Source organism: Prevotella lacticifex (assembly GCF_019973375.1).
In the GTDB taxonomy this organism is placed as follows: domain Bacteria; phylum Bacteroidota; class Bacteroidia; order Bacteroidales; family Bacteroidaceae; genus Prevotella; species Prevotella lacticifex.
In genome coordinates this window covers 2,063,221-2,087,332 of record NZ_BPTV01000001.1, presented here as the reverse complement: position 1 = coordinate 2,087,332, position 24,112 = coordinate 2,063,221, and the positions used below count along the sequence as shown (strand labels likewise).

Below are 24,112 nucleotides of genomic sequence, written 5' to 3'. Positions count from 1 at the left end.
TACTGTCCGGCATTGCCAACAGTAGCTATACTTATTTTTTTTGTCTTCTGTCTTTCCGGAATATCCTTTGTGCGGACAATAATGGCTACGCTGAAATGTAAAAGTATTTTAGTAAGCATGCGTTTCAATTGCCCCTCTGCTACCGTCTGATTATCAATGACTTACAATTTATGCCATTTTGACTTGCGAAACGGTCCATTTCGCATTGCAAAACGGCCCGTTTTAGACGCTGAAACGGCCCGTTTCGCAAGCCCAAATGATATGTTTGGAAATGCTGTAAATATATTTCGCATGCTGGGAACAGACGGATGGATGACGGAAAAATGGTTTTATCCATCGGCTTTTCATTGTGTTGGAGTGGGGGATATTAAACGGAGAACAGCTTAGAAAATCCTTCTGATGCCAACAATTGGGGCATCAGATTTAAGTTTATCGTAGTCTTTCAGTAGAGCCAATAGCTTGGGATACAGACAGCGAGTAATGGCTGTGGTCATTGTCCGGCATAGCCTATAGTGGCTATACTTATCTTCACGTCACCGGCTTTCAGAATCTCCTTGGCACAGGCTGTGACCGTTGAGCCTGTGGTGAGAATATCGTCGACGATGAGGATGTGCTGTCCTTGGAATATGGAAGGGTCGGTGAGGTGGAACACATTCTTCACGTTCTCGTAGCGCTTGTCGTGAGGCAGCGATGATTGCGGGGCGTTGCCCTCGCTCCGCGTCATTCCTTTGGTTGTGATGGCGATACCGGTAATCTCGCTGATGCCGCGGCAAATCTCAAGACTCTGGTTATAACCGCGCTGACGTTGGCGCTTACGGGTGAGGGGAAGGGGAAAGAGAGTGGTGATGCCATCGAAGAATCCGGCCGACTGAAACTCCGAAGCCATTATCCGGCCGAGTTCTGTGCCGTATTCCGGATGGTTGAAGAATTTCAGCGAGAGGAGCAGCTTCGAAATGGCGGAGCCCGGACGATAGGATAGGAGTGAGGCGCACTTCTCGACGGGGAAATGCCACCTGAGTGTCTCGGCAATGGGATTGTCGCCGGGATTGGCCTCGAAACCGGTGAATGGCAATTGCAACAGGCATCCGGCACAGAGGAAACGCTCGTCGGCAGACAGCCGGTTGCCACAGATGGGGCAACTTGCCGGTGCCAGCACATCGATGAAACGTGAAAAGAATGAGCTACTCATCGTCGTAGTCGGCTGCAATATCGTCGATGCACTTGCGTATGAGGTCGATGGTGAAACCGCGGCCCATGGCCCATTTGATGGTCTTCATGGCCCTCTCGTAATCGCTTGCTCCGGTCACCGTCTTCTCTTTGGCCTTAATCATCGGACGCAGAATGCTGAGGTATTCGTCGTCGTCGACAGCATCAAGAGCCTCTGATGCCGTATCGGGGTCGACACCTTTCTGTCTCAGGGCAATCTCAATCTTACGGCGGCCCCAATGGTTGAATTGTATCTTGTCGTGGACAAAAAAGCGGGCAAAACGGCTGTCATCGATAAACTTAGCGTCGATGAGCTTGGCTATGACCTTCGACCGGCTTTGCGGGGAGAGTCCCCAGCGAATCATTTTCTCGTTGGCCTCACCCGATGAATGCTCGCTCTTGGCGCATAGCGACGATAGCCGTTTCAGCGCTTCCTCCTCGGTTATGATGCGGTTTATCATGTATCAAGCAATCTGTTAGGGGTTAGAAATATTCCTTGGCCGCGGCTGTCCACACCCGATAACCCTCCTCGGTGAGGTGAAGACCGTCGACGGTTAGCTCCTTGCGGAGCACGTTTGAGCCGGATTCTGTCATGTGGGAGAATACGTCAATGTAGGTCACTCCGTTCTTGGCGCACCAGGCTCGCATCATCTTGTTAATCAAAGGGATATCGTTTGTGCGGCCGGAAAGGGTCTTCCAGCGGTTGAAACTCTCGTTGATGGGGAAGAGGCTGAAGTAGTAGACCTTCGACTTCGGACTCTGCTGGCGGATGGCTCTGAGGAGCTTTTTCACTCTTTGGGCCACCTCAACGTTGGTGAGACGGTGGCTGACATCATTAATTCCGCATCCGACGAAAATCTTTTTCGGCTGTCCGCATGTAATTTGCCGTATGCGGTGGAGCATTCCCACGGCATCATCGCCGCGTATTCCTCGGTTTACGATGTTTGCGCCGGCATCGGGAAAGCGCTCGTTCCAGCTGCCTCCAAACTCGGTGAGGCTGTTGCCGAGCATGACGATATCATCAGATGTAATCATTGGTAAACTCTGGAAAAGGTGTACTCTGTGAGCATAATGCCCTGTCGAGCGGAATGTTACCCTTGGAGTCTGGGCCAAAGCATTCGGTGCGACAAGGCAAGCTAATAATATTAATTTTGCAGTATGTTTTAGTTTCATGTTTTTAATTGTCTCCATTGCGGAGAATGATGACCTCCACGAAGATGGAGAATGATGGCCGTCGGGACGGATGAATGCCCTTAACTGTCTGTGTTTGCTGTAGTTACGGCATCGGTCATACAGTTGAATCAGAACTGGCGGAGGACCTCTATTCTCTTTCTCGTGTCGGGATGAGTGCTGAACAATGAGTTCATGAATCCGAGAATGCCCTGACTCATCTTGTCGGGTTCGCAGATAAAGAGCTGAGATACGTCAGCGCGCTTTACGTTGTCGAGTCCCGGGTTAGCACTTATTTTCTCGAGTGCTGAGGCCAGTGCTAAGGGGTTGCGGGTGAGCTCAGCGCCACCGGCGTCAGCCATATACTCGCGTTTTCTCGAGATGGCAAAGCGTGTGAGCAACGTGAAGATGTAGGCAATGAAACAGCACACGGCTCCTATGGCGAGGATAGCGACTATGCCCGCTATGTTTCCCTTCCCGTCATCGTCGTCGGAATGGCCTCCGATGTGCCAGAAACTATTATACAGAAACTGCACCGTGAGGCTCATTATCGTGGATATTATACCGACAAAGACGATGCTCGTGATGAGAAGCTTGGTGTCGTGGTTGCGGATGTGGGTAAGCTCATGGCCCACAACGCCCGCAAGCTCATCATCGCTGAGGAGCGAGATGATGCCCGACGTTAGTGTCACGGCATAAGTGCGCTCGTTGATGCCGCTGGCGAAAGCGTTGAGTTGGGGGTCGTCGACGATGTAAAGCTTCGGCATCTTCATTCCGCAGGATATGCATAGGTTTTCCACAATATTATATACCCGTGGATTCTCCTTGCGCGACAGTGGTCGCGCTCCTACCGAATGCTCTATCATGCTGACATTGCCGAAGTAGGCAATGATGAACCACAGTCCTACGCCACCCACTACCCATGGCAGCACTTTGATGAAATAATGGTTCACTATAGCCGCATCGATATTGTGGACGATGTTACCCTCAGCGTCGTAAACACCGGCGCCAACGATATAATTGACAGCGGCGAGGAATACCCATACCGTGGCCAGGATAATAACAGGAAACATCAAGAGCAGGATGATGCTCTTGATGTTGTTTCGCCAAATTTGAGTCTGTATTCCGACGTATTGCATTCCAATGGGGCTGTTAGAACTTTACTTCGGGTGCTTTCTCGTACTGCGCGCGCTCCTCCTTAGGAACCTCGAACATCGGCTCTGTCTGGAAATGGAACATTCCGGCAAAAAGATTGTTCGGGAAAGCCTGGACGGCGTTGTTGAGCTCACGGGTTGCCGAGTTGAAGTAGCGGCGGGCTGCCGCAATCTTGTTCTCGATGTCGGCAATCTCGTCCTGAAGCTGAAGGAAGTTCTGGTTCGCCTTGAGGTCTGGATAAGCCTCTAACGATACTTTCAGCCCGGCGAGGGCACTCGTAAGTGCGTTGTCGGCCTTTATCTTGTCGTCAATGGTTGTTGCGCTCATGGCTGCCGCACGGGCATTGGTGACATTCTGCAGAACGGTGCTCTCGTGCTTGGCATAGCCTTTCACGGTCTCGACGAGCTGCGGAACGAGGTCGTAGCGCTGCTTGAGCTGGACATCAATGTCGGCGAAGGCGTTCTCCCTGTTGTTGCGCAAGCGCACAAGGCTGTTGTAGATACTAATGACCCACAAGACGATGATAACGGCTATAACTACAAATACTATCAATCCTGTCATAAAAATTATTGAGTTTTCTTTTATCTCTTCAGTTTGAACTTACGGTAGAGTTTCCATCCGAGAATGGCTGCATCGAGGACACTGCCTCCTGTCGATACCAGTGACGACAGCCGCCGTGACGGGGTCTGCTTACCGCTGTTCTGCTTATGGAAGAGACGGTTCCACAGTTTCTCCACGTGGTTGCTGTCCTTGGCAATGTCGGTCAGCAACTGTGCCTTGCGCAACCGTATCTCGTCGAGACTACGGTAAACGGGAACCTCATTAATATTTTTATTTTCCGACATAATCTATTTTGACATTAGCAGACCGGCGAGAAACTTTACAAGCGGACGCTCGACTAATCTGTGCCGGAAAATGATGAAAATGATGAGCAGCAAAATGTAGAATCCTCCTACGAGGGTGTAGGCCATACTCAAAGAGTTGAGTGCCGGAGCAAGAATGTTGACCATTGCGAAGGAGAAAAATATCAGCGCAAAGACAAGAAGAAGGCAGAATACCGCCACTACCGTCAGGGCAGTGATAAGGCGTACCACCTTCTCTATTACATCGAGCTTCACGTACTCTGACTGAAGCCCGATGTAATGTTTCAGCACCTCTACGAGTTGTGCTATCGTTTCAACATTGTTGTCGTTGGAGAACATGCGTGACTTTATTCAGCTGTTTCGGCAGAGTCCTTGATATCATCGACGAACTCGTCCATCTCCTTGCGCGATAACTTCAGGTCGTGCTTCTTGCAGAAGTCGTCGACAGCATCTGAAATCTTAGAACGTGTGTCAGAGCCCTTCTCCGGGGCCAGCAGTAAACCGAGTGCTGCACCGGCGATTGCACCGCCGAGGAATGCACCAATATAACCTAATGTCTTCATAAGCTTGTGGTTTTAAAAAGTTTTCAATCGCAAATTTATGAATTCTTTTTCTCTTCTGCAATCATTCTCGACTATTTATTGTTAAAAATGATGTAAAACATTTATTTAACAAACTTTATGTGTCCTGTCTGGCTCTTTTCTGAGTAATTTTTAGTATCTTCGCAAAATAAAAGTGTTCAAGAAAATAAACAACAATAAAAAGTAATACTGGATTATGAAGAAAATAATGGTTTTAGGAGCGGCAATGTGTATTGCCCTGTCTTTCACTGGTTGTAAATCAAGCGAGAGTGCTTACCGTAAGGCTTATGACAAGGCTCAGGCCCAGGATCAGGCTCTGAAGAACGACAATGCGCAGTCGCAGAATACGAATACCGACACTGACGTCCCTGTTGTATCGCCTCTCGAGCAGAAGTCGGCCGACCAGACTGCTGTTGTCGACAACAACGACAACATCCCCGTACGCCACGAGAACGTCAGCTATGCCGGTGGTGCGGCTCTTAAAGCTTACAGCGTAGTTATTGGCTCATATTCCATCAAGGCCAATGCCGATGACCTGCTCTCACGTCTGCAGCGCGCCGGCTATAACCCATCAATGGCTATAGCCGATATCAATGGAACAACGTTCTATCGTGTAATCTCTGCTACTGCCGACTCGAAGGGTGATGCTGCCCGCAGTCGTGACGCCATTAAGGGAACACAGTTCAACCCTAAGGGCGACGCTTGGATTCTGGCAAAGTAAATGGGAAGAATTCTTTCTATCGACTACGGTAAGAAACGTACAGGTTTAGCCGTCACCGATCCGTTGCAGATTATTGCCAACGGACTGGCGACGGTCGGTACGTCGACGCTCTTCGACTATCTCAAGGACTATGTATCCAAAGAGAATGTCGAGCGCATTGTCATCGGGCGTCCAACGCAGCCAAACGGCGCGCCGAGCGAGAATCTGGAGCGTGTCGTGCAGTTCGTCAACCGCTGGCGCAAGGCCATGCCCGCCATTCCCATAGATTTTTATGACGAGCGGTTTACGTCGGTCATTGCCCATCAGACGATGATTGCCGGGGGAGTGAAGAAGAAACGCCGCCGTGAGGACAAGGGACTCGTTGATGAGATTTCGGCCACGATAATCCTTCAGGATTACATGAAGTCAATAGGTAGATAAGGAATTCCGTCAGCAAAATACATTCATAATACAAGTCACATATTATATACATTAATTAATGACATTACCAATATATCTTTTCGGACAGCCGGTGCTCAGAAAGGTAGCACAGGATATTCCTACCGACTATCCAAATCTGAAGGAGTTGATTCAGGATATGTACGAGACCAATACAGCCAGTGATGGTGTCGGTCTTGCGGCACCTCAGATAGGCAAGAGCATCCGTGTGGTCATCATCGACCTCACACCGCTCAGCGATGAGTTTCCGGAGTATAAGGACTTCCGTCATGCTTTCATCAATGGCCATATCCTCGAGTTCGACGACAGCGAGACTGAGACCCTTGAGGAGGGCTGTCTGTCGCTGCCGGGCATCCACGAGCCGGTAAAGCGAGCTAAGCGTATACACGCCAAATGGCTCGACGAGAATCTTCAGGAACATGACGAATGGGTCGATGGCTATCTGGCCCGTGTCATGCAGCATGAGTTCGACCATCTCGAAGGAAAGATGTTTATCGACCATCTCAGTCCTTTCCGCAAGCAGATGATACGCAGCAAACTTAAGGCCCTGTCGGCAGGAAAGGTGCGTTGCGGCTATCGTGTCAAACCTTATAAGAAATAAGAAAGGCGGGAATATCTATGAATGGCAAGCGGGCGGCCCTTGCTCTTTTATTATTGTTGTTGGCTGCGCCAATGATGGCACAGTACAATATTAAGAAACTTATGGATGAGGGGCGTCGCTCGCTCGACCAGGGCTACTATGTGGTAGCCCTGCAGATATTCCAGCGTGTGGTCGGCTTGCGGCCCGACAAGAATGAAGCGTGGTACCTCAGCGCATTGTCGAAGTATCATCTTGAGGACTATAAGGGTGCCGAGAACGACTGCTCGCGAGCTATCAGCATAGACCCGTTTATCATTGATTACGTGGAACTTAGAGCCATGTCGCGCCTTCGTGAAGAGAAATACGACAGTGCTATCGTCGACTTCACGCATGCGTTGGAGATGAATCCCGACAACTGCGATTATTGGTTCAACCGGGCCTACTGCTACAGTCAGGAGCATGCGTTCGCGATAGCGTTGCAGCAACTCGACTATATAGAAAAGCGATGGCCCTCGTTTACTGCCGCAAAGGACCTGCGCCAGACGATTCTTGCCACACAACGGCTGAGAGGTTCTCACTGAGATTATTCTCGTGCTGTTGCCGCTTTGGTTCTTGCGCCCGCAATCTCATGGCATCTGAGGAGTATTCGCCGGTGTTTGCCACCGCAATTACTCTTTTTGTTCTTTAAGCCTTTTATCTTAGATACCTTATTCTGACCTCAGCACCGGTTCCCTGAAGTGCATGACGTATCTGGGCTGTGTCGGCATTGTAGAAGTGATAAGGATAGACGACTTTCGGCTTTATAGTCTCTACAGCCTTCCTCAGTTGTTTCAGGTCCATAGTGAATCGGCTCACCGGGAGGAATGCTATCGAGATATTCTTAAGGTCCTTCATCTCCGGGATATATTCCGTATCGCCGGCAATATATATTCTGAATCCGTCGAAATCGAGAACGTATCCGTTCCATCTTCCCTTAGGATGCCTCTTTGCGTTCTTCTTCGAGATGTTGTATGCTGGTACACAGTAGATTACACTCTTCTGTCCGATGTTCATATACATGTTGTTCTCCATGACATTGCCGATGCGCATCTGATACCAAATGTCCTTTGGAATAATCAGCTCAGTGTATTTATCAGTAAGCACATGGATGGCATAATCGTCGAAGTGGTCGAGCTGTTTGTTCGTCACGAGAATGAAATCGGCTTTCGGCTTATCGAGATACGACAGGACCGGTCCCACATGACTGCACACGGGGTCGATTTCAAACTCCCGTCCGTCGTAATTAATTTGCAGACTTGCGTGCTTTATCGGAGTGATGGTAATCTTCTTTCCGTTTTGAGTATAATACACGTCCGGCCCTTTCTTCTCCTGCGGCTGATTATCTCCGCAGGCAGCCATCATCACTGCCCCTAACAGTAGCAAAGCCAAAGTCTTTATCTTTCTCATAGTCTTTTCAGCCTTAAAAAATCCTTCATTCTTTAAGAGTCTTGCGGTATCTCTCCATGATTTCCTTCTCCACTTCATCTGCCGTCTTTGTCGATATGAACAGTGATCTTATCCAGAGTCCAACGACGATGACGATGATTCCGGCGGCAATGGCTAAAATCCATTTCAAGGGAGCACTCTGTATTGGCAGAAAGTCGGGTAGGGAAGAGCCTACAGCTGCTCCGCCAATGATTATTATCCAGTTGACGATGCTGCCCTGCTTATATCCGTTCTGTATGCGCTGGTACTCTTCGTCGTGCGAAAGGATAGCCTTTCTGTTCTTTTGCCAGATTTGCTGAAACTCTTTGTCCGTCATAAACTGATAGATAACTGATGAGATTTATATTTGCCTTCAACGATATTACAAGTTTTTTCTCATGATATTGACAGTCGTTTTAAACACTATCCCGGTCATAGATATAATGCTGTAAGTCGCTGATTTTAAGCTGTATTGACGATGACTGCACTGTCTAATGCGAGAGAATATAGTCGCGGCATTCCTCCATGAGCCATTTCGGAGTACTTGTGGCCCCACAGATACCTATTGTCCTGGCTCCGTCGAACCATGCCATGTCTATTTCATTGGCACTTTCTATCTGATGACTGCGGGCGTTCACCCTTTGGCATTCCTTGAACAGCACCTTGCCGTTAGAGCTCTTGCGTCCGGCCACAAAGAGAATGACATCATGGCGCGATGCAAAAGCGGCTATATTCGGCATTCGGTTGGCCACTTGACGGCAGATGGTGTCGAAACTCTGGAACGTAGCGCCTTCCGATAAGTTTGCCTGTATATAGTTGATGATACTGTGAAACTCATCAAGATTCTTCGTCGTCTGACTGTACAGATATATGTCGTGAGTGAGATCGAGCTTCTTCTTAGCATCCTCAAGATTCTCAATGACTATGGCGTGTCCGGCTGTCTGTCCCACGAGTCCGAGAACCTCAGCATGTCCATTCTTGCCGAAGATGACGATGGAGGCTTTCTTTTCCTTTGCCGGACAGCTGCTTCCGGTAGTGTCTGATTCTTTCTTTTTCCCGTCTGTTGGCTGCTCGTATTTGGTCTTTATCCTCCTTTGCAGAGCGAGCACTACGGGACATGTAGCATCAATAATCTCGATATTGTTGCGTTTGGCTATCTCGTAAGTCTCTGGTGGCTCACCGTGGGCACGCAGCAACACCTTCACCCCGTGGAGATTCTTCAGCTGCTCGTGGTCGATGGTTATTAGCCCCTTGTCCTCTAACCTCTTGACTTCCATGCCGTTGTGAACGATATCGCCAAGACAATAGAGCGTCTCGCCCTTCGATAGTTCCTCCTCAGCTTTCCTTATTGCTGTCGTCACGCCAAAGCAGAATCCGCTTCCCGAGTCGATTTCTATTGTCAGTGCCTTCTTGTTATTGTTGTCCATTATATTTATTTGTAGAAGATTAAAAAGGCTCTCATCCATTCTTTCGGTCAGAAGGGTGAGAGCCTTTGTTGTATTTCAGAGCTCTTTCCCGCCTCGGTTTCCGACTCTTTTGCTGGCGTCGGACTTTCTGTCGGCGGCTATCGAGTCTTACTTATCTTTCTGTGATTCCTTCCATGCTTCGACGGGAATCTTCGAAACCCTGCGTGCATGGCGTCCTCCCTCGAATGTTGCAGTAAAGAACTTATCGAGAATGCCCTCAGCCTCTTTGTTGCTGATGAATCGTCCCGGGAGTACGAGGACGTTGGCATCGTTGTGCTGGCGTATGAGCTCGGCAATGTCCTTGTTCCATGCCAGTCCGGCGCGCACACCCTGATGCTTGTTCAGCGTTATGGCCATTCCCTCTCCGCTACCGCAGATAGCGATGCCGGGATAGACATCACCACTCTCGACAGCCTCGGCAAGAGGGTGGGCATAATCAGGATAGTCGCAACTGAGGTCGCTGAAGCATCCAAAGTCCTCATACTCATAACCATGCTTGTCAAGGTAGTCCTTGACGAACTGCTTCATCGGGAAGCCTGCGTGATCGCAAGCGAGTCCCACTTTCTTTACTTCCATAGTCGTTTCTTTTTTTAAAGATTTACTTTCCCAGAAAGTCCTTCACCTGCTTGTAGACGTTATCGGCGGTGAATCCGAGTTTCTCGTCGAGCACCTTATATGGGGCACTGAATCCGAAACTTCTCATACCGAAGATGCGGCTGTTAGGACCGATACCGACAAGTCCCTCAAGGGTTACGGGCAGTCCGGCTGTCATACCGAATATCTTGCTTCCTGTAGGCAGGACACTCTCCTGATAGTCAGCTGGCTGACGGCGGAAGAGCCCCTCCGACGGTGCGCTGACCACGCGGCAACGTATGCCGTCCTTTTCGAGGAGCTCCTTACCTGCTTCGAGTGTGCTGACCTCTGATCCGCTTGCCAACAGGATGACATCGAACGGATCGTCGCTGCCTGCCACCACGTATGCACCCTTACGGGCCAATGTGTAGTCGTTGCCGGCTGGCAGGTCTGCGATGTTCTGACGCGAGAAGATAAGAGCCGTTGGAGTCTCGGTGTTCTCCATAGCCATCTCCCAGCAGACTGTTGTCTCCTGAGCGTCGGCAGGGCGGAATACGCGTACGCTGTCCTGTCCTTTATGGTTCTGCAACTTCTCGAGCAGACGAATCTGAGCCTCCTGTTCCACCGGCTCGTGGGTAGGACCATCCTCTCCTACGCGGAAGGCATCATGAGTCCAGATGAATTTCACTGGTGTGCCCATGAGGGCTGCAAGTCTTACTGCCGGTTTCATATAGTCGGAGAAGACGAAGAATGTTCCCATGGCAGCGATGACACCACCATGTAGCATCATACCGATGCACATGTCGGCCATTGTCAGCTCGCTGACTCCTGCCTGGAAGAAGGCACCGGTGAAGTCGTCGCGCATGAGCGAGTGTGTCTGCTTGAGGAATCCGTCGGTCTTGTCAGAATTTGACAGGTCGGCCGAAGCGCAGATCATATTTGGCACCTGCTTGGCGAGTTCAGCCAGACAAGCCGATGATGCGTTACGCGTAGCCGAGCCCGGCTTCTGCTCCACCTTCGACCAGTCCACCTTTGGAGCCTTACCCGAGAACCACTCCTTCATCTCAGCGGCCTTCTCAGGATTCTCCTCTGCCCACTTCTTCTCCTCAGCGTGGCGCTCAGCCACAATCTTGCGGAGCTCAGCCTGACGGTCAGCATATAATTTCTTGACCTCAGGGAAGATAACGAACGGATCGTCGGGATTGCCACCGAGGTTCTTGACGGTGTTGATATAAGCGCCGTCGCCGAGAGGAGCACCATGAGTCTTGATATTGTGTTCGTAGCTTGTGCCGTCGGCCTTCAGAGCGCCCTTACCCATCATCGTGTGACCGATGATTATTGTAGGATGTCCGTTAGGCTTCTGAGCAGCGTCGAGGGCTTTGCGAATCTCGTCGACATCGTTACCATTTATCTTTATTACGTTCCATCCCCACGCCTTATACTTGGCGGCGGTGTCCTCGCTCATGACCACTCCGCACTCTGTCGAGAGCTGGATGTCGTTGGCGTCGTAGAACATGATGAGGTTGTCGAGGCCGAGGTTGCCGGCGATGCGTCCGACACCCTGACTTATTTCCTCCTCAATGCCACCATCAGAGATGTAAGCATAAATCTTGTGCTGCATGACCGTCTTGCCAAGTCGTGCCTCGAGGAACTTCTCTGCCACGGCAGCACCGGCGGCGATAGCGTGTCCCTGTCCTAACGGGCCGCTCGAATTCTCGATACCTCTCTCCACGTTAAGCTCGGGGTGTCCAGGAGTCGGAGAGCCCCACTGGCGGAACTGCTGTATTTCGTCGAGAGTGAACTTTCCCGACAGACAGAGTGTCGAATAGAGCATCGGCGACATGTGTCCTGGGTCGAGGAAGAAACGGTCGCGGCCTGCCCATGTTGGCTGGTCGGGGTCGTAGACGAGATATTCAGAGAAAAGCACGTTGATGAAATCGGCACCTCCCATGGCGCCACCGGGATGGCCGGACTTGGCTTTCTCTACCATTGAGACGGCAAGGATTCTGATGTTGTCTGCCGCCTTCTGCATGATAGTGTTATCGTTCATAAATCAGTTATTTGGTTTTGATGAATAATTTAGTGCAAATATACTGCTTTTTCGACGGAGAACAAAACGGAATCTTATTTATTTTGTCTCAAAAACGTTTGTTAATGCTTTTTTTTCAATAATAGTGTATTATTGCCACTCTTTCAGCCCCTGATAGCAGTCATTTTAGCACTTTCGACTCTTTTTTTCGCATTGATTGCGGACGGTATCATCGCTTCTTCGCTGGTTGCTGAGGCACCCTAACTCAATCCGACAGTATCCCGTCGAATGACCTTATCGCCTGCTGACAGCTACCGAGATCTTTTAATCGGAGGAATCTGCGTGCCGGTTAACTTTACGCTGAGGCTTAATGAGTCGCTGTTTAAGTTGATTGTTGTTATTTGGATGCAAAGTTACAAAATATTTAACCCGATTCCAAATCTTAGGGGTATAGAAAGGAGGGTAGAATGGTGTATAGCCGTAACTATAAGCTCTACAGGCTTCTACGCGTATGAAGTTAGCCCATTTCGACAATTGGTTGATGGTTCTATTTATTTTGTCATCTTAATGCATGTCCGATTCATGGGGTTATGTTACATGTTTCTTCCATCAGCGGGAGCGAAAAGTCTTGCGTTGCAAAATATACGGTGCACGTCCGTTTATTGCAATCGTTATAGTTGTCTTTAGACGTAAAGAATTGTTAATCGTTTGGTGATGTTGTTGAATATCCGTAACTTTGCAACCTTATTTATATGGAGAGCGCATTGCCGTTTTTTATATTCTTTAAACAGAGAGAAACAAAGCATAACAAATGAAACCGATATTCATAGCAGGACCATGTGTCATCGAGTCGCAGGAGCTGCTCGATACAGTCGCCGCCGAACTCGTGCGTCTGAACAAGAAATATGGTATAGACATCATCTTCAAATCGTCGTTCGACAAGGCCAACCGCACGTCCATCCATTCTTTCCGTGGCCCCGGCCTCGACCGTGGCTTGCAGATGCTTGCCGACGTGAAGTCGAAATACGGTCTGCGCCTTCTCACCGACATCCACGAGAGCTGGCAGGCGGCTCCTGTCGGCGAAGTCGTTGATGTCATTCAGATTCCGGCTTTCCTTTGCCGTCAGACCGACCTCGTCGTCGCTGCCGCCAAGACGGGCAAGACCGTGAACATCAAGAAAGCCCAGTTTCTCTCCGGTTCCGACATGCGCTATCCTGTCGAGAAAGCCCGTGAGAGCGGTGCTGCCGATGTGTGGCTCACCGAGCGCGGCAACAGTTTCGGCTATAACAATCTTGTTGTCGACTTCCGCAATATCCCCGACATGCTCGGCATCGTCCCTACGGTCATCATGGACTGCACCCACAGCGTGCAGCGGCCGAGTGCCGGCAACGGCAAGACCGTCGGCGACCGCAAGTATGTGCCGATGATGGCCAAGGCTGCCAAGGCCTTCGGAGCCACGGGATGGTTCTTCGAGGTCCATCCCGACCCCGACCGTGGCCTCTCCGATGCTGCCAACATGCTGGAGCTCAGTAAGCTCGATGCCCTCATCGGCGAACTGCTGTAGGCTCTTGGGCATCATCATTCGGCAATGCAGAATAACAGATAATCCACATCCTTCCTTAGCGAAGGAACGGTCAATAACAATAATCCACAGCCTTTCTTTGTGAAGGGATAACAACATAATCCGCAGCCTTCCTTAGTGAAGGAGATAAAGCGAAGAAACAATATAATGATAAAAGACATAGCTACGGCAGAAGAGCGGCTGAAGAACGTCCGCCAGTATGCCATTCAATGTATTAAGGACGAGGCTCAGGCAGCCCTTGAGCTCATCCCCCAACTCGACGACAACTTCGACAAGGCGGTCCGCATGATGTACACCTGCAAAGGCAAGATTATCGTCACCGGTGTGGGCAAGAGCGGCAATATTGGAGCGAAGATTGCCGCCACGCTGGCATCGACGGGCACCCCAGCTTTCTTCATCAATCCCCTCGATGTCTATCATGGCGACTTAGGTGTGATGACGGCCGACGATGTGGTCCTCGCCCTCAGCAACAGCGGTCAGACCGATGAGCTGCTGCGGTTCATACCCATGGTCCTTCACATGAATATTCCGATTATCGGCATGACGGGGAATCCTAACTCCCTGTTGGCCAAATACTCTACGGCACATATCACCGTCAGCGTGGAGAAGGAGGCCTGTCCTCTGAACCTCGCCCCGACGAGCAGCACCACAGCGGCTCTGGTCATGGGCGACGCCTTGGCTATCGCCCTTATGGAGGTCCGCGACTTCAAGCCCCGCGACTTCGCGCAGTTCCATCCCGGTGGCGAACTCGGACGGAGGCTGCTGACAACAGCTCAGGACGTGATGCGCTCCGAGGACCTGCCAGTGATTCCGGAGCAGATGAGCCTCGGCGAGGCAATAATCCATGTGTCGAAAGGAAAACTCGGAATGGGCGTCAGCGTCGATGCCGACAACAAGGTCATCGGACTCATCACCGACGGCGATATCCGCCGGGCCATGGAGCGCTGGCAGGCCGAATTCTTCGACCATACCGTGAGCGACATCATGACGCGCACGCCGAAGATGGTATCTCCGAAAACAAAGATTACTGAGATTCAGCGCGTTATGCACCGGAACAAGATTCACAGTGTGCTCGTCACCGACAAGGACCACCATCTTCTCGGCATCGTCGACAGCTATGCTGCATCACTCATGGAGGACAAGAAATAGCGTGCGTACCGAATGAAGATACACTTACTTAACCATTTTGCTGCCACAGCCCTGACTGCGGCAGTACTCTCTGTGCCATCAGCGGTGTCGGCGCATAACGCTACTGTGCCCTCTGCTGACGGCAATACAGCACCGGAGGCCGTCACCGCCGACAGTCTGCTGGCCCGACAGCTGCGTGCCGAGGGCGTGACATTCTCCCACAACAACTCCGTTGCCCTGCTCATGAACGGACAGGAGAAGTTCGACGACCTCTTCAAGGCCATCGACCAGGCCCGCAGTACCATCCACATGGAGTACTTCAACTTCCGCAACGACTCGATAAACCGGGAGCTCATCAGCCACCTCGTTCCTAAAGTCAGGGAGGGGGTGAAGGTGCGGCTCATCTTCGACGGATTCGGCAATGCGAGCAACAACAGTCCGATGCGCAAGCGCGACCTGAGGTATATCCGCAGCAAGGGAATAGAAATCCGGGAGTTCAATCCCGTGCGATTCCCCTTCCTCGACGATGTTTTCAACCGCGACCACCGCAAGATTGTGGTCATCGACGGGCGTATAGCCTATACCGGCGGAATGAATATTGCCGACTATTATATAAAAGGTACGGAACGCGTGGGCTCATGGCACGATATGCACTGCCGCATCAGTGGTGAGGAGGTGAACACTCTCCAGCGTATCTTCGTGAGAATGTGGGAGTTGACGACAGGCCGCGGCATCGACGAGACTGGTCTCTACCACGGCGGACAGGACATCAGCTACTTCAATGGACTGAAACCCGACACCTGCGGCTCGGCCGGCCAAAAGATGGTGGGCATCATCAACCGCGAGCCCCACACGACAAACAAAATAATAAGACAGTTCTACCTCGACGCCATCAACGACGCCCACGACAGCATAAAGATTATCAATCCCTATTTCACCCTCTCGCCGAGGCTTATGAGAGCCTTGAAGAAAGCCGTCAAGCGTGGGGTGAAAGTCGAAATCCTACTGAGCGTGAAGAGCGACATTCCATTGACTCCCGACTGCGGTTTCTACAACGCCCATAAACTTATGAAGCACGGGTGCGAGGTGTGGATGTATGAGCCGGGATTCCACCACACCAAGATAATAATGGTCGACGGGCGCATCTGCACCGTCGGCTCGGCAAATCTCAATTCGCGCAGTCTGCGTTGGGATCGTGAGGAGAATGCCGTTATCCTCGACAAGTGCACCACGCGTGAGCTCAACAACTACTTTGAGCGTCAGAAGAAGGACTGCTTTTTCCTTACTGAGGAGAAGTGGGACGAGTGGCGCTCAGGATGGGATAAATTCAAGGGATGGGTAGGGCATCTGTTGTCGCCGTTCCTCTGATAACTGTCTGTGGTTCAATAGTATATCCTCTCTTCCCCAATAATCGTATTTTTCGTGTTTCCCGTGCCGAAGGAATCAATTTGTTTCTGCACAGGCAACACGGGGAATACAGTTTTTCTTTTCCATACCATCATCTGCGAAGATATAAGGATATGTTTCTGATTTTTATATCACCATCATGGTGTTGCATTTCGCCACCGTTGGAGCAGGGCTTATCTCTGACCTATCAGCTGCGATAATATAAATGTGTAAAATGTTATTTCCCGTGGCAGTAGGACAGGGATAAACCCCGCCCCAACGGTGGATGCGCGCTGCTACTGCCTCTCTATCAACTGGTTATACATCTATTTATGCGGAGAAAATGGGAGAGGCACCTCGCTGATATATTGTCTATGTACCGGGCCAGCGGGAACTTAGAAAATCTCTATGCGGTAGGATATTGTCTATGTAACGGGCCGGCGGACCTTAGAATATCTCTATCCGGTAGGCCAACGAGAACATCAGCGACATGTTGTGGGCACTGCCGATGACGTCCTTAGTGCGCTGGGCGCTGGCCAGACGGCGCGGCGAGATGAGGTAGCGGGCGTCGAACGACCACTGTTTCCACTCGTAGCTTGCACCGATAGGGAACGCAAACTCACCCGAAAAGACATCGTCCTTGACATCCATCTTCTTGCCGCCATGCTCCCTGATATTGGCGTTGACAACACGGCTGAACTGGAGTCCGGTGTAGAAACTAACGGGACGGTAGGGCCATGGATACCAGTGGATGCAGTACAACGTGTTGATATAGCCCACGTTGACGTTGTTCTTTATCTTCTCCGTTGTGTGGTAGGCTTTGCCCTGATTGTCGAGACCGTCAATGGTCCTTGTCGTCTTGATGTTGTTTCCACCTACATGGCTGTAGTTGAACTCGATGGAGAGACTCAGATTCTTAGCCACGAACACATCGAAGAAACCACCGGCCATCACTCCCGGCTCCGGCAGTCCGCCGGCACCCACAAGCATCGACGCGCCAAGGCCGAGGCGCGGACCGGCGTAGGCCTCCCACAATTCGTGCTCACCGGTGGGGTGAGCATCCTGCTGTATGGCGTTGAGGGCATCGTGGACACCCTCTTTAATGTCCTTACCAATCTTGTCCTTGTTGCTCTTGTTGATAATCTGCGCCTGCACATTGGCTAAGGGCAGGAGCATGAGCAATAACAGAAAAACGTTTTTCTTCATCTTGTCGGCTTAGTCGAATATTCTTTGCAAAGGTACGGCAATTAGAAGAAAATACAAAACAAAAACGGATTTTTTGCTTGTTTTTCTGATGTTTCCATTAACTTTGCATGTCGATATGAGAAAGTCAGTTCTATTATATATCCTACTATCGTTCGTCTCCCTGTGCGCCAGTGCCCAGGGCCGCTACCATTTCATGCGCACCGTACGGGCCACAACGCGGCCGGAGGACCGCCTTCGGATGCTCAGCGACTCGCTCACGGCCCTGCATAACCGCATCTTCGCTCCCGACAGCACCGGTAAGAGCGTCAGCCACCGTCTGCCGTCAGACTCCTGCGGCACGGAGGCAGCCCGTCTGCTGTTGCCGATGACGTTCTACGACGATATTGCAGGGCGAGCGTTCACACCCGGAAAGACCCTGACGTTTGCCGACGAACAGCTCCTCAACATATATATGAACAACCCATGGCTCGTCACAGGAGCCGAGAGCGACATCCGTGAGGCCGGAACACCGGTCTACAATGCTGAGGCACCGCTGCGACCAAAGACCGACCTCGTAGAGAAAGCTGGTCCCGAATTCGTAGAGCCCGAGGCAGGACCATTCACCCTCGTACTGAAAAAGCCCAATTTCTGGACTTACAAGGGCGATTTCGCCATGCAGTTCATGCAGAACTACATCTCCGGCAACTGGTATAAAGGCGGAGAGAGCAACTACTCGGCACTGTCGAATATGACCCTCGAGGCCAACTTCAACAACAAGCAGAAGATAAAGTGGGACAACAAGTTAGAGATTCGCTTCGGCATGCAGAACACCCGTTCCGACACCCTCCACACCTTCAAGACCACCGAGGATATGTACCGACTGACATCGAAATTCGGTCTACAGGCCCACAACAGCTGGTACTACACCGTGCAGCTCATAGCATACTCGCAGTTCACCCACAGCTACAAGTCGAACAGTCCCACACTCTATTCCGACTTCCTCGCGCCGCTGAACCTTAACCTCTCGCTCGGTATGGACTACAACGCCGACCTCTTCCGCCATCGCCTCAAGGGAACGGTTCACCTCGCTCCCTTCGCCTACAACATGAAATATACGCGGAAACTGTCGCTCTGCGACCGCCTCGGCATGGACCCCGACCATCACTTCAAGAACGACTTCGGTTCGGAGTTCACCGTCAACCTCACATGGCAGATTATGGACATGCTCCAGTGGAAGATGCGCCTCTACGGATACACCAGCTATGAGCGTGCCGAACTGGAATGGGAGAACACTTTCACCCTCCGCTTCAACAAGTGGATCAGTGCCCAGGTCTTTATCTATCCGCGTTTCGACGACGGCGTGAAGCGCGACGACCATCATGGCTACTGGCAGTTCAAGGAGTATCTCTCCGTTGGCTTCCAGTACACATTCTGATTCCCCCCAGCGCGCCTTCTGATTCCCCCCGGTCCGCATTCGTTTCCCCCGCCGGTCACATATCTGCCCGCCACTTCCGCGGAATATACCATTGTGTATCAATTCCTACGATAAACAGAATCGGCGTAGTCGGCGAGAGAATATTCTTCCCGCTGATTACGCTCATTATCAATATTAGCTGCATAGTGCGGTTGCAGGGGTGAACCTGTGGCCGTCCGTAAATAACGGAAACATAATAATGGGGGAACAGACGAATGAAAATGTGGATGTCCGCATGCAACAGTCAAACAACATTGTGGCAACGGTCAAATAATACCATGGTCGCGGACGACACCTAATCTTGCCTGTCCAGCACCCCGCAAACACATAATAATGTGGCCATTCGTTTGCCGAAAGGCAGATAAGAATATTCGGCCTAACGACCGACCGGACGGCCATAAAGGCCGCCCCTGCAAAGGGGTCATTAACGCGCTGACCGTTATCAATTGAATCTGCGATATCTGCGGAATCTGTGCCAGAAAAAAATCCACAATTAAATTAGCGTTAGGAGAGTAATTCGCACGTAGATTACGCAGATTTTTTCGGTATTGTAGCGGCACCATGCAGTGGATATGTGCTTCAACAATCCCATTATCAGCACATTAAAACGACTATAGCTCGCTGCCCATCACAGCATTATCATATTGCTCATTGCCTCAAGCTTATTATTTATGTTGCTCGTCGTCTGCAGTGATTTGAGGTGAATGTATTGTCAATATTTTTCAGATTTAATTTCATTTTTCTTCTCCTTGCTAACCTATTGATATTCAATGTGTTGGCAATAAGGGCCATTTGGCGTTGCGAAATGGACCGTTTGAGACTGCGAAACGGTCCGTTTGACATTGCGAAATGGACCGTTTGGCAACGCGAAATGGCATGTATGGTTTTCGTGTAAGGATTTTTCGTAATTTCCGTTTGCTTGCCGCCTCTCCCTTCTTGCTACCGTAACGGCGGGGCGAGTGGGGAGACTGCGGGGTCGGGGAGCCATTCGTGGATTATTATTTGAGGTCGGGAGCGAAAAGAAGTCTGGTTTTATTTTGTTTTGTGTCGGGTTTATGCTACCTTTGCAAACAGAAGAAATAAACCACTTATACCTACAGAACTATGAAACAGACAAAGATAGTATGCTCAGTCAGCGACCTCAGATGCGACGAGGAGTTCATCCGCAAGCTCTTCCTCGCCGGCATGAATGTCGTTCGTATGAACACCGCTCATGCCACTCCTGAAGGCATAAAGAAGATAATACGGAACGTGCGCGCCGTGTCGCCGCACATCGGAATACTCATCGACACCAAGGGCCCGGAGGTGCGCACCACGGGTACGCCGCAGCCCATACACTACAAGACGGGCGACATGGTGAAGATTTTCGGCCGTCCGGAGATGGACACCTCGAAGGACATCATCAACGTCAGCTACCCCGACATCACCAAGGACGTGAAGGAGGGCGACGACCTGCTCCTCGACGATGGTGCCATCGACATGAAGGTCGTGGAGAACACGGGCCCTATGCTCGTGGCGCAGGTGCAGAACGACGGTACCCTCGGATCGCACAAGAGCGTGAACGTACCGGGCGAGCACATCGACCTGCCGGCGCTGACGGAGAAGGACAAGCGCAACATACTGTTGGCCATCGACGAGGACATCGACTTCATTGCCCACTCGTTCGTGCGCTCGGCTGCCGACGTGAAGGCTGTGCAGGACATCCTCGACGAGCACCACAGCGACATAAAGATTATCTCGAAGATTGAGAACCAGGAGGGCGTCGACAATATCGACGAGATTATCGATGCCTCGTATGGTATCATGATTGCCCGTGGCGACCTTGGTATTGAGGTACCGATAGAGAAGATCCCGGGCATCCAGCGCATGATTATCAACAAGTGTATACGGAAGAAGAAACCCGTGATCGTGGCTACGCAGATGCTCCACACGATGATTGAGAACCCACGGCCTACGCGCGCTGAGGTTACCGACATCGCCAACGCTATCTACAGCCATACCGACGCGCTCATGCTCTCGGGCGAGACAGCCAGCGGAAAGTATCCCGTGGAGGCCGTCGAGACCATGGCCCGCATCGCTGAGCAGGCTGAGGCCGACGCCCATTCGAGCTACTCGGAGCAGCAGGCCGTGTTCGGACTCTTCGGCCATAATCCCACGCAGCGTGAGTTCCTCACCAAGGCGGCCATCGAGGCTACCGAGGAAATCGGTGTCAAGGGCATCATCACCGACTCGGCAACGGGTCAGACAGCCCGCAACTTGGCGGCCTACAGAGGACCGAACCCGGTGCTCGCCATCTGCTATAAGGAGAAGCTGCAACGCTGGCTCAACCTGTCGTACGGTATCATTCCGGTGTATCAGAAGAACAGGGTGTCGACGGAATTCCTCTTCCGCGCCGCCGTACGCATGCTCAGGCAGAAGTGCTTCATCGGCAACGATGACAAGATAGCCTATCTGTCGGGATCATTCTCGCACGGAACATCGTTCATGGAAATCAATACGGTGAAGGAGGTGCTCGACGGCGACGAGAACCTCACGCTTCCCGACGTAACAAACAACGGGAAATAACCGACGATGGACGAAAAGGAGAATATCGACTTGTCGAACCCTGAACTGCAGAACGCTCTGCAGATAGTGCAGTTCACCCGTAACAGCCTCTTCCTCACCGGAAAGGCAGGTACGGGAAAGTCGACGTTCCTCAGATATATCGCATCGACGACAAAGAAGAAGCACATCATCCTCGCGCCGACGGGCATCGCGGCCATCAACGCCGGAGGGTCGACGCTCCACTCGTTCTTCAAGCTGCCGTTCCATCCGCTGCTGCCCACCGACACGCGCTATTCGGTGCGCCATTTGCGCGACATGCTGAAATACAACAGTGAGAAGATAAAGCTCATCCGTGAGGTGGAGCTCATCATCATTGACGAGGTGAGCATGGTGAGGGCCGACATTATCGACTTCATCGACAAGGTGCTGCGCGTATACTGCCGCAATATGCGGGAGCCCTTCGGCGGAAAGCAGATGCTCTTCGTCGGCGATATCTATCAGCTCGAGCCCGTGCTGCGCGAGGACGACCGGGCGCTCCTCCATCCGTTCTACCCCAGTGCTTACTTCTTCGACGCTCATATCTTCCGGTCGTTTCAGCTCGTGAGCATCGAGCTGAAGAAGGTCTACCGCCAGTCGGACCCCGCTTTCATCTCCATTCTCGATGATATCCGGACGAACAACGCCACCGACGCCGACCTCCGCCGCCTCAATGAGCGGGTGGGGAAAGACGATGAGGCTGACGGAGGACTGCCCATCACGCTGTCGACACGCCGCGACACGGTCGACTACATCAACCAGAGGGAGCTCGACAAGCTCGAGGGCGATCCTTTCATCTCGAAAGGACAGGTGAAAGGGGAGTTCCCCGAGAGTTCGATGCCCACGCCCCTCGAACTGGAGCTGAAACCGGGCTGCCACGTGATGTTCATCAAGAACGACATGGCGCACCGGTGGGTCAACGGCACCCTCGGTGTGGTGTCGGCCATCGACGCTGAGGGTGGCATCGTGAGCGTGGTGGCTGAGAACGGCAACGAATATGACGTGGAGAGGGACATGTGGGAGAATGTGCGCTACCGCTTCAACGAGACCGAGAAGAAAATCGAGGAGGAGCAGGTGGGCACCTACGTGCAGTTTCCGCTGCGGCTGGCGTGGGCCATCACCGTCCATAAGAGTCAGGGACTGACGTTCCGCCGCGTGAAAATCGACTTCACCGGTGGTGCCTTTGCCGGTGGTCAGGCCTACGTGGCCCTGTCGCGGTGTACGTCGTTGGAGGGGATAACGCTGAAGGAGCCTATCCGTCGCACCGATATCTTCGTCCGTCAGGAGGTGGTGAGGTTCGCACGGCAGTATAACGACGGAACAATCATCAACAAAGCACTCCGCCAGAGCAAGGCCGACAAGGAGTATTACGATGCCGTGAAGGCTTTCGACCGTGGCGACTTCGAGGAGTGCCTGAGGAGTTTCTTTCTCGCCATCCACAGCCGCTACGATATTGAGAAACCTGCCGCGCGCCGCTTCATCCGCCGTAAGTTGCAGATAATCAATGACCTCCGCACCGAGAACGAACAGCTGCGGGAGCGTGAGGCCGAGCGGATGAAGTATCTGAAGAAACTGTCGACGGAGTATGTCGTGATGGGAAAGGAGTGTGAGAAAGCCGGAATGAACGACGCTGCCGTGGGCAACTACCGTAAGGCTCTGGACCTCTGCCCCGATAATCCGCAGGCCAAGCGCCGTCTGTCGCGGCTGGAGAAACCGTCCAAGAAGAAAAAGAAGTAAGCTGTTATCCGTGGCAGACAGTGTGATGCGGTCAACAGACGAATCTGATTTTTTTTTGCATCACCCGAACGACGAATATGCTGCAATTAACCGCGGATTGCGTTGGTATTGTGTTGATAATTAATGCGTTGCACGCTATTTGTGATTTATCCCCCGTACTACTGACAAAGGGATTGCGTTGGTGTAATACGTTGATAATAAATGCGTTGCACGCTAATTGTGATTTATCCCTGTCCTACTAACAACGGGGTGATTAGAATCCTCCTCAAATTGTATATTCTCCGTCATATCGGCAACGGATGAATAATAAGAAGGTGGGGTGGATAAAACGAGACGAGCCCATAGGATGTTCCTTCTGACTTCGTCAATGCGTCACCCTGAATCGAGAATAAGTTATTGGAAAATAGTCATGTACAGGCTTTAGCTCCCCATGGAGCTATGGTGCTGAGGTGATGAGGCAGCCTTACGAGCTTGCTCGTAAGGCTATCCCGCTGGTTGAGACTCAGAGCTCCTCATGGAGCGTAAGCCTGTACATGATTTTCTTTTCCTTTATCATCTGGAGATGGCAAGGCAATATGAGCCAGAACAAAGACATTGACTGTCTGCCGGGCTGTTAAGGAGGGATATATTCGTAATTGCGTCACCATCAATTGCTGAAATAAGCTTATAACTAATTGACAATCAATGATGACACTTCATCCAGCCAAAGATGTGATGAAGTCAGGAAATGATGGTGGGGTGGATAAAACGAGACGAGCCCATAGGATGTTCCTTCTCAAGTAGTCCTATGGGCT

The 24,112-nt window shown here is 51.4% G+C and carries 24 protein-coding genes; 10 read left to right on the top strand and 14 right to left on the bottom strand.

Annotated features, from left to right (window positions below; all coding sequences use genetic code 11):
* Nucleotides 1-490 precede the first annotated feature (490 nt).
* The 8 genes from LDN30_RS08280 to LDN30_RS08245 all read right to left on the bottom strand — a co-directional run bounded on the left by LDN30_RS08280 (nt 491) and on the right by LDN30_RS08245 (nt 4,957).
* On the bottom strand, nt 491-1,189 hold the full coding sequence (locus tag LDN30_RS08280; RefSeq protein ID WP_223926227.1) for a ComF family protein: 699 nt from the start codon (nt 1,187-1,189) through the stop codon (nt 491-493).
* The gene (locus tag LDN30_RS08275) at nt 1,182-1,667 is read right to left on the bottom strand and encodes a regulatory protein RecX (protein ID WP_223929214.1); all 486 of its coding nucleotides are present in this window, start codon (nt 1,665-1,667) and stop codon (nt 1,182-1,184) included. Before LDN30_RS08275 ends, LDN30_RS08280 begins: the two co-directional genes overlap by 8 nt.
* Nucleotides 1,668-1,689: 22 nt before the next feature.
* Nucleotides 1,690-2,241, bottom strand: a complete 552-nt coding sequence (locus tag LDN30_RS08270) for a GDSL-type esterase/lipase family protein (protein WP_223929213.1) — start codon at nt 2,239-2,241, stop codon at nt 1,690-1,692.
* Between the two features lie 266 nt (nt 2,242-2,507).
* A complete protein-coding gene (locus tag LDN30_RS08265) occupies nt 2,508-3,515 on the bottom strand; it encodes a M48 family metallopeptidase (protein ID WP_223929212.1) in 1,008 nt (335 codons plus the stop codon).
* A 13-nt stretch (nt 3,516-3,528) separates the two neighbouring features.
* Complete coding sequence (locus tag LDN30_RS08260; RefSeq protein ID WP_223929211.1) at nt 3,529-4,092, bottom strand: LemA family protein; 564 nt, start codon at nt 4,090-4,092, stop codon at nt 3,529-3,531.
* Nucleotides 4,093-4,112: 20 nt separating this feature from the next.
* Nucleotides 4,113-4,376, bottom strand: coding sequence for a hypothetical protein (locus LDN30_RS08255; RefSeq protein WP_223929210.1), 264 nt, complete (start codon nt 4,374-4,376; stop codon nt 4,113-4,115).
* A gap of 3 nt (nt 4,377-4,379) precedes the next feature.
* Nucleotides 4,380-4,733 (bottom strand): phage holin family protein, encoded by a 354-nt coding sequence (locus tag LDN30_RS08250; RefSeq protein ID WP_223926221.1) that lies wholly within the window; start codon nt 4,731-4,733, stop codon nt 4,380-4,382.
* Between the two features lie 8 nt (nt 4,734-4,741).
* Entirely contained in the window at nt 4,742-4,957 is a 216-nt protein-coding gene (locus LDN30_RS08245; protein ID WP_223926220.1) for a YtxH domain-containing protein, read from the bottom strand.
* Between the two features lie 214 nt (nt 4,958-5,171).
* Here LDN30_RS08245 and LDN30_RS08240 point away from each other — a divergent pair, with 214 nt between their 5' ends.
* Genes LDN30_RS08240 through LDN30_RS08225 form a run of 4 tightly spaced genes read left to right on the top strand, consistent with a single transcriptional unit; the run spans nt 5,172 to nt 7,295 of the window.
* Complete coding sequence (locus tag LDN30_RS08240) at nt 5,172-5,696, top strand: SPOR domain-containing protein (protein ID WP_223926219.1); 525 nt, start codon at nt 5,172-5,174, stop codon at nt 5,694-5,696.
* Complete coding sequence (gene ruvX / locus LDN30_RS08235) at nt 5,697-6,116, top strand: Holliday junction resolvase RuvX (protein WP_223926218.1); 420 nt, start codon at nt 5,697-5,699, stop codon at nt 6,114-6,116.
* A gap of 58 nt (nt 6,117-6,174) precedes the next feature.
* A complete protein-coding gene (def, locus tag LDN30_RS08230) occupies nt 6,175-6,735 on the top strand; it encodes a peptide deformylase (protein WP_223926217.1) in 561 nt (186 codons plus the stop codon).
* A gap of 17 nt (nt 6,736-6,752) precedes the next feature.
* The gene (locus LDN30_RS08225; protein WP_223926216.1) at nt 6,753-7,295 is read left to right on the top strand and encodes a tetratricopeptide repeat protein; all 543 of its coding nucleotides are present in this window, start codon (nt 6,753-6,755) and stop codon (nt 7,293-7,295) included.
* Between the two features lie 112 nt (nt 7,296-7,407).
* Here the strand turns inward: LDN30_RS08225 and LDN30_RS08220 are convergent, their stop codons facing one another.
* The 5 genes from LDN30_RS08220 to LDN30_RS08200 all read right to left on the bottom strand — a co-directional run bounded on the left by LDN30_RS08220 (nt 7,408) and on the right by LDN30_RS08200 (nt 12,267).
* Nucleotides 7,408-8,160, bottom strand: a complete 753-nt coding sequence (locus LDN30_RS08220) for an MBL fold metallo-hydrolase (protein ID WP_223929209.1) — start codon at nt 8,158-8,160, stop codon at nt 7,408-7,410.
* Nucleotides 8,161-8,185: 25 nt separating this feature from the next.
* Nucleotides 8,186-8,515 (bottom strand): hypothetical protein, encoded by a 330-nt coding sequence (locus LDN30_RS08215; protein ID WP_223926214.1) that lies wholly within the window; start codon nt 8,513-8,515, stop codon nt 8,186-8,188.
* 154 nt (nt 8,516-8,669) lie between these two features.
* Nucleotides 8,670-9,605, bottom strand: coding sequence for a 4-hydroxy-3-methylbut-2-enyl diphosphate reductase (locus LDN30_RS08210; RefSeq protein ID WP_223929208.1), 936 nt, complete (start codon nt 9,603-9,605; stop codon nt 8,670-8,672).
* A gap of 147 nt (nt 9,606-9,752) precedes the next feature.
* Nucleotides 9,753-10,220 (bottom strand): ribose 5-phosphate isomerase B, encoded by a 468-nt coding sequence (rpiB, locus tag LDN30_RS08205; protein WP_223926212.1) that lies wholly within the window; start codon nt 10,218-10,220, stop codon nt 9,753-9,755.
* A 22-nt stretch (nt 10,221-10,242) separates the two neighbouring features.
* Complete coding sequence (locus LDN30_RS08200) at nt 10,243-12,267, bottom strand: transketolase family protein (protein WP_223929207.1); 2,025 nt, start codon at nt 12,265-12,267, stop codon at nt 10,243-10,245.
* A 790-nt stretch (nt 12,268-13,057) separates the two neighbouring features.
* Between LDN30_RS08200 and kdsA the strand changes: the two genes are divergently transcribed.
* The 3 genes from kdsA (at nt 13,058) to cls (ending at nt 16,324) form a co-directional block, all read left to right on the top strand.
* Nucleotides 13,058-13,810, top strand: a complete 753-nt coding sequence (gene kdsA / locus LDN30_RS08195; protein WP_223929206.1) for a 3-deoxy-8-phosphooctulonate synthase — start codon at nt 13,058-13,060, stop codon at nt 13,808-13,810.
* Between the two features lie 165 nt (nt 13,811-13,975).
* Nucleotides 13,976-14,977 (top strand): KpsF/GutQ family sugar-phosphate isomerase, encoded by a 1,002-nt coding sequence (locus LDN30_RS08190; RefSeq protein WP_223926209.1) that lies wholly within the window; start codon nt 13,976-13,978, stop codon nt 14,975-14,977.
* Nucleotides 14,978-14,989: 12 nt separating this feature from the next.
* Nucleotides 14,990-16,324 carry a cardiolipin synthase gene (cls, locus tag LDN30_RS08185; protein WP_223926208.1) on the top strand — a complete coding sequence of 445 codons (1,335 nt, stop codon included), beginning with the start codon at nt 14,990-14,992 and terminating at the stop codon, nt 16,322-16,324.
* Between the two features lie 465 nt (nt 16,325-16,789).
* On the opposite strand, the gene LDN30_RS08180 is transcribed toward cls, so the two are convergent.
* Entirely contained in the window at nt 16,790-17,548 is a 759-nt protein-coding gene (locus LDN30_RS08180; RefSeq protein ID WP_223926207.1) for a PorT family protein, read from the bottom strand.
* A 115-nt stretch (nt 17,549-17,663) separates the two neighbouring features.
* Here LDN30_RS08180 and LDN30_RS08175 point away from each other — a divergent pair, with 115 nt between their 5' ends.
* From LDN30_RS08175 to LDN30_RS08165, 3 genes are all read left to right on the top strand, one after another.
* A complete protein-coding gene (locus tag LDN30_RS08175) occupies nt 17,664-18,962 on the top strand; it encodes a DUF3078 domain-containing protein (RefSeq protein ID WP_223926206.1) in 1,299 nt (432 codons plus the stop codon).
* A gap of 1,143 nt (nt 18,963-20,105) precedes the next feature.
* A complete protein-coding gene (pyk, locus tag LDN30_RS08170) occupies nt 20,106-21,566 on the top strand; it encodes a pyruvate kinase (protein WP_223926205.1) in 1,461 nt (486 codons plus the stop codon).
* Between the two features lie 6 nt (nt 21,567-21,572).
* The gene (locus tag LDN30_RS08165) at nt 21,573-23,318 is read left to right on the top strand and encodes an ATP-dependent DNA helicase (protein ID WP_223926204.1); all 1,746 of its coding nucleotides are present in this window, start codon (nt 21,573-21,575) and stop codon (nt 23,316-23,318) included.
* The last annotated feature ends 794 nt before the right edge of the window (nt 23,319-24,112 follow it).